The sequence below is a fragment of the Planktothrix sp. FACHB-1355 genome, assembly GCF_014748295.1.
GTDB classification, from domain to species: Bacteria; Cyanobacteriota; Cyanobacteriia; order Cyanobacteriales; family Aerosakkonemataceae; genus Aerosakkonema; species Aerosakkonema funiforme_A.
In genome coordinates this window covers 1-4,935 of the sequence record NZ_JACJUP010000447.1, presented here as the reverse complement: position 1 = coordinate 4,935, position 4,935 = coordinate 1, and the positions used below count along the sequence as shown (strand labels likewise).

Here is a 4,935-nt window from a genome sequence, read left to right as displayed (position 1 = left end):
GGATTTGGATGACCCGCTCTTGCCAGGTAGTTTCTTTTTCTTTAGTGCGGCTGCTTTTTTTACGAGTTTTTTCTTTTTCCGCCATTGTTTTTTCCTTTTTTTTTGTCATTTGTCATTTGTCAAAAGTCATTTGTCATTTCCTCATGACTGATGACTGATGACACGATTGACAACTAGAAGTCTAAACCGGCTTCCCTAGCTGCGTCGGCGAGAGCTTTGATCCGACCGTGGTAAAGATTGCCGCCGCGATCGAATACGACTTTTTCAATACCCGCTTCGCGAGCTCGCTGTGCAATCAATTTGCCTACCTGGGTCGAAGCATCGCAATTGTAGCCAGCTTTTAATTCTGCTTTTAAGTCTGGCTCGACTGTCGAGGCGGCTACAAGGGTATGGTGCTTGGTGTCGTCGATCACTTGGGCATAAATATGCTGATTCGATCGAAACACAGCTAAGCGAGGACGTTCTGGTGTTCCAAAGACTGTGCGCCGGATGCGGCGATGCCGACGCTGCTTCGATTCTATGCGACTCAGCTTCATTTCTTCCCTGCCTTGCCAGCTTTACGTCTGACTACTTCACCGGCATAACGAATGCCTTTGCCTTTATAAACTTCTGGTGGGCGGACGGCGCGAATTTTGGCTGCTAAGTTACCCACAAGTTCTTTATCGATGCCACTGACGGTGATATTGACGTTGCCATCAACAGCCATTTGGGTGCCAGCGGGCGGTTCGATTTTGACTTCGTGGCTATAGCCCACGACCAAAACGAGATTGCGACCGTCAACTCTGGCCCTGTAACCAACACCTTGAATTTCCAATTTTTTCTGAAAGCCTTGGGAGACTCCCTCAACCATGTTGGCTACCAGGGTGCGACATAAACCGTGAAGTTGACGGAGGCTGCGAGACTCATTTTCCCGCACAACCTGCAAAGTTCCGCCGTCTTGCACTACAGTTATCCCTGCTGGCAGAACTCTAGAAAGTTCTCCTTTCGGCCCTTTTACAGCAACGTGTTGGTTGTCTATTGTCACCGATACTTTATCAGGAACAGCGATCGGGCGCTTACCGATACGAGACATAACGTTTTTGTCCTTTGTCAGTTATCAGTTGTCAAAAGTCAATCATTCAAAAGTCGGAAAGTAGGTGACTGATGACCGATGAATCTTGACCGAGTTACCAAACGTAGCAAAGTACTTCACCACCGATTCCCTGGCGTCGCGCTTCCCGATCGGTCATAATCCCACTGGGAGTGGAAATTATGGCGATGCCGATGCCACCGAGAACTCGCGGTAATTCTTTGCGGTTCGAGTAAACTCGCAGTCCTGGCTTGCTTACTCTTCTCAATTTGGTGATGATGGGCTGACGATTTTTTCCTTTGTATTTCAAAGAAATCACCAGCTCTTTCTTGACTCCTTCGCCATTTTCTTCGTACTCGCCGATAAAGCCCTCTTCCTTGAGGACTTTTGCAATGCTGCGAGTCATTTTTGTGGACGGTACCGCTGTTTTTTGATGCCGCGCTAAATTTGCATTGCGGATGCGCGTCAGCATATCTGAAATTGTGTCATTCGACGCCATCGTCTCCTCCTTATCGATCGCTGAAAGGCATCCCAAAAGCTTTAAGCAAGGCGCGACCCTCTTCGTCTGTTTTCGCAGTCGTGATGATCGAAATATCCAGACCTCGAATTTGATCGATTCTGTCGTATTCGATTTCTGGAAAAATCAACTGCTCTCTTACGCCCAGACTGTAGTTACCGCGACCGTCAAAGCTTTTGGGACTAATACCTCGAAAGTCGCGGATGCGGGGTAGCGCCAGGTTGACTAATCTATCGAAAAAGGCATACATCCGATCTCCCCGCAGCGTCACCATAATGCCGACTGGCATACCTTGGCGAATTTTGAAACCCGCGATCGCTTTTTTGGCTCTTGTGACTACAGGTTTTTGACCTGCGATCGTGCCAATTTCATTCAAGGAAGATTCCAGTGCCTTAGCGTTTGCCGCTGCATCGCCCAAACCCCTGTTGAGGGTGATTTTCACCAGCTTCGGCACCTGATGGATGTTTTTGTAATTGAACTGTTCCTTCAGTTTGGGAACAATATTCTCTTGATACTCGGTTTTCAGTCGTTGAGTCATTGTCTTCGTTTCTCTATCTTCCTGGGCTTGGTCAGGAAGGCGATTCCGGTAAATTTCAAATTTCAAATTGCAGATTTAATTAAATCTCAAATCTCCAATCTCCAATCTGAAATTCTTGCATTTATTTGTCTATAATTTCGCCAGTTTTCTTCAGCACCCGTACTTTCTTACCTTCTTCGGTATAGGTGTAGCCGACGCGACTGGCAACGTTTTGCTTAGTGGAATACAGCATCACGTTAGAACTGTGAATCGGTGCTTCATAGGTAGTAATCCGACCCGATTCCCCTTCTTGTTGGGGTTTAACGTGTTTGGTTTTGATGTTAACCCCTTTGACGATTACCTTACTTAATTTCGGAAACGTCCTTAAGATTTCACCGACTTTGCCTTTATCTTTACCAGAGATAACTTGAACGGTGTCACCTTTTTTAACGTGCATTTTGTAACGCACAGAATTATTGCCTGCTTTTTTAGCAGATGCTTGACCAATGCCACGATTAGCCATTACAGCACCTCCGGAGCTAGGGATACGATTTTGGTATAGTTCTTATCGCGCAGTTCCCGCGCTACGGGGCCAAAAACGCGGGTGCCTCTGGGGTTGCCATCTGCGTTGATGATTACGGCGGCATTATCGTCGAAACGAATGCTCATACCGCTTTCGCGACGCAAACCTTTGCGAGTGCGGACGATCACAGCTCGCACTACATCTGATTTCTTCACCCCCATATTGGGGATGGCATCTTTGACGACGGCGATAATTACATCACCTACATTGCCATAGCGGCGATTTCCGGCACCTAATACCCGGATACACATTAATTTGCGGGCACCGCTATTATCAGCAACATTGAGATAAGTCTGGGGTTGGATCACGGCTTTGCTAGTTGCTAAAAAGCTAATCGCTAATCGGTGAATTTCAAATTTTAGATTTCAAATTTCAAATTTAATAAATTTGCCATCTGAAATCTGAAATTTCCGATTAGGCTTTATTCGAGCTGAGAATTTCAATGACTTGCCAGCGTTTGGTGCGGCTAAGGGGACGGGTTTCGCGAATGCGGACGCGATCGCCCTCACGACATTTGTTTTCTTCATCGTGAGCCTTATACCGTTTTGTACGCACCACAATTTTTTGGTACTTGGGGTGGGGAGAGCGGTTTTCCACTGCTACCACCACGGTTTTATCCATTTTGTCGCTGACAACTAAGCCAACTCTTTCTTTAACTGCCATTGCCACTTCCTCCTATTGCGCGACTGACCCGGTGGTACTCGCGGATTTTTGGGCAGCCATTTTTCGTTCGTGTTCTACTGTCAGCAACTGAGCTATTTTGTGCTTCGTGTGCTTGAACTGATGCGGCTTTTCCAACTGACGAGTTGCTTTTTGCAGGCGTAGCTGAAACAGTTGTCGCTTAGCCTGAATAATTTGTTCTGCCAGCTCTTCATCGCTCAATTTTCTGGCTTCTTCAATCTTGGGAAGAGACATAGTTTATACATTCTCCTCAGAGCGCATGACGAACTTTGTTTTAATTGGCAACTTAAAAGAAGCCAAACGCATTGCTTCGCGAGCTGTCGCTTCGGTAACGCCTGTAATTTCAAACAGTATTCGTCCCGGTTTGACTACAGCCACCCAAAACTCAGGCGAGCCTTTACCAGAACCCATCCGGGTTTCTGCGGGACGCATCGTGACCGGTTTGTCGGGGAAAATGCGAATCCAAATCTTGCCACCCCTACGAATGTAGCGGGTCATGGCACGACGGCTAGCTTCGATTTGACGAGATGTGATCCAGGCTGGTTCTAGCGCTTGCAGACCGAAGTCACCGAAGTTAAGTTCGCTACCTCTGGTGGCTAACCCTTCCATGCGCCCGCGCTGTTGTTTGCGGAATTTAGTTCTTCTAGGACTTAACATGGCTTGTCATTGTGCTGGTAATTGGGAATGAGAATTTTGGATGAGAGGATGAGAGGATTTTGGATTGCTTTTGCATCTAAAAATCTCAAATCTCAAATCGAAAATTTTAAATTACCCATCATTGGAACGGTCTTCAAATTGCTGACGGCGTTTGCCTTGACGACGGCGAGGCGTACCTGGGGCAGCAGCAGGAGCGACTTCTTCTTGTCCGGGAATGATTTCGCCTTTAAAGATCCACACTTTGACACCAAGAATGCCGTAGATAGTCTTGGCGGTACGGTAAGCGAAATCAATATCTGCCCGTAAGGTATGCAGGGGTACTCTCCCTTCCCGCGTCCATTCAGTCCGAGCGATTTCTGCGCCGTTGAGGCGACCGCTTACTTGTACTTTGATTCCCTGAACTCCAGCACGCTGGGCGCGTTGAATTGCTTGACGGACAACTCGGCGGAAGGAAACGCGACGCTCTAGCTGTTGAGCGATGTATTCGGCAATCAGACCTGCATCCGCATCTACTCGCGCTACTTCGACGACGTTGATGCGAATTTGACGGTTGCTGCCCAGTTCTTCTTGAAGACCGGTTCGCAAGGTTTCAATACCCGTGCCGCCGCGACCGACAACTACACCGGGTCTGGCGGTGCGAATTTCTAAGTCGATTTGATCGGCTTTGCGTTCGATTCGCACGTCGGAAATGCCGGCGTTAGCCAGATTTTTTTCGACGTAGTTGCGAATTTTGTAGTCTTCTTGGAGTAGCTCTGGGTAGCGATCGGCGTCGGCATACCAGCGAGAGCGATGTTCTTGGATTATGCCCAGTCGAAAGCCAACTGGATGAATCTTTTGTCCCATATCGATTTTAGATTTTAGATTTTAGATTTTAGATTTCAGATTTCAGATTAAATTTGCCATTTGAATTC

10 protein-coding genes are annotated in these 4,935 nt (G+C 47.4%); all 10 read right to left on the bottom strand.

Annotation, left to right across the window (positions count from 1 at the left end):
* Window positions 1–173 precede the first annotated feature (173 nt).
* The 10 genes from rplR to rpsC all read right to left on the bottom strand — a co-directional run bounded on the left by rplR (window position 174) and on the right by rpsC (window position 4,867).
* A complete protein-coding gene (gene rplR, locus H6S82_RS18060) occupies window positions 174–536 on the bottom strand; it encodes a 50S ribosomal protein L18 (RefSeq protein WP_190460867.1) in 363 nt (120 codons plus the stop codon).
* Window positions 533–1,072 carry a 50S ribosomal protein L6 gene (gene rplF, locus H6S82_RS18055; protein ID WP_190460869.1) on the bottom strand — a complete coding sequence of 180 codons (540 nt, stop codon included), beginning with the start codon at window positions 1,070–1,072 and terminating at the stop codon, window positions 533–535. Before rplF ends, rplR begins: the two co-directional genes overlap by 4 nt.
* Window positions 1,073–1,166: 94 nt before the next feature.
* On the bottom strand, window positions 1,167–1,568 hold the full coding sequence (gene rpsH / locus H6S82_RS18050; RefSeq protein ID WP_190460871.1) for a 30S ribosomal protein S8: 402 nt from the start codon (window positions 1,566–1,568) through the stop codon (window positions 1,167–1,169).
* Between the two features lie 10 nt (window positions 1,569–1,578).
* Window positions 1,579–2,124 (bottom strand): 50S ribosomal protein L5, encoded by a 546-nt coding sequence (gene rplE, locus H6S82_RS18045; protein ID WP_190460874.1) that lies wholly within the window; start codon window positions 2,122–2,124, stop codon window positions 1,579–1,581.
* Window positions 2,125–2,245: 121 nt separating this feature from the next.
* On the bottom strand, window positions 2,246–2,626 hold the full coding sequence (rplX, locus tag H6S82_RS18040; RefSeq protein ID WP_242056995.1) for a 50S ribosomal protein L24: 381 nt from the start codon (window positions 2,624–2,626) through the stop codon (window positions 2,246–2,248).
* Window positions 2,626–2,994 (bottom strand): 50S ribosomal protein L14, encoded by a 369-nt coding sequence (rplN, locus tag H6S82_RS18035; protein WP_190460876.1) that lies wholly within the window; start codon window positions 2,992–2,994, stop codon window positions 2,626–2,628. Before rplN ends, rplX begins: the two co-directional genes overlap by 1 nt.
* A gap of 106 nt (window positions 2,995–3,100) precedes the next feature.
* Window positions 3,101–3,349, bottom strand: coding sequence for a 30S ribosomal protein S17 (gene rpsQ / locus H6S82_RS18030; protein ID WP_190460878.1), 249 nt, complete (start codon window positions 3,347–3,349; stop codon window positions 3,101–3,103).
* 12 nt (window positions 3,350–3,361) lie between these two features.
* Window positions 3,362–3,601, bottom strand: a complete 240-nt coding sequence (gene rpmC / locus H6S82_RS18025; RefSeq protein ID WP_190460880.1) for a 50S ribosomal protein L29 — start codon at window positions 3,599–3,601, stop codon at window positions 3,362–3,364.
* A 3-nt stretch (window positions 3,602–3,604) separates the two neighbouring features.
* Window positions 3,605–4,024, bottom strand: coding sequence for a 50S ribosomal protein L16 (gene rplP, locus H6S82_RS18020; RefSeq protein ID WP_190460882.1), 420 nt, complete (start codon window positions 4,022–4,024; stop codon window positions 3,605–3,607).
* Between the two features lie 111 nt (window positions 4,025–4,135).
* The gene (gene rpsC, locus H6S82_RS18015; protein ID WP_190460884.1) at window positions 4,136–4,867 is read right to left on the bottom strand and encodes a 30S ribosomal protein S3; all 732 of its coding nucleotides are present in this window, start codon (window positions 4,865–4,867) and stop codon (window positions 4,136–4,138) included.
* Window positions 4,868–4,935: the final 68 nt, after the last annotated feature.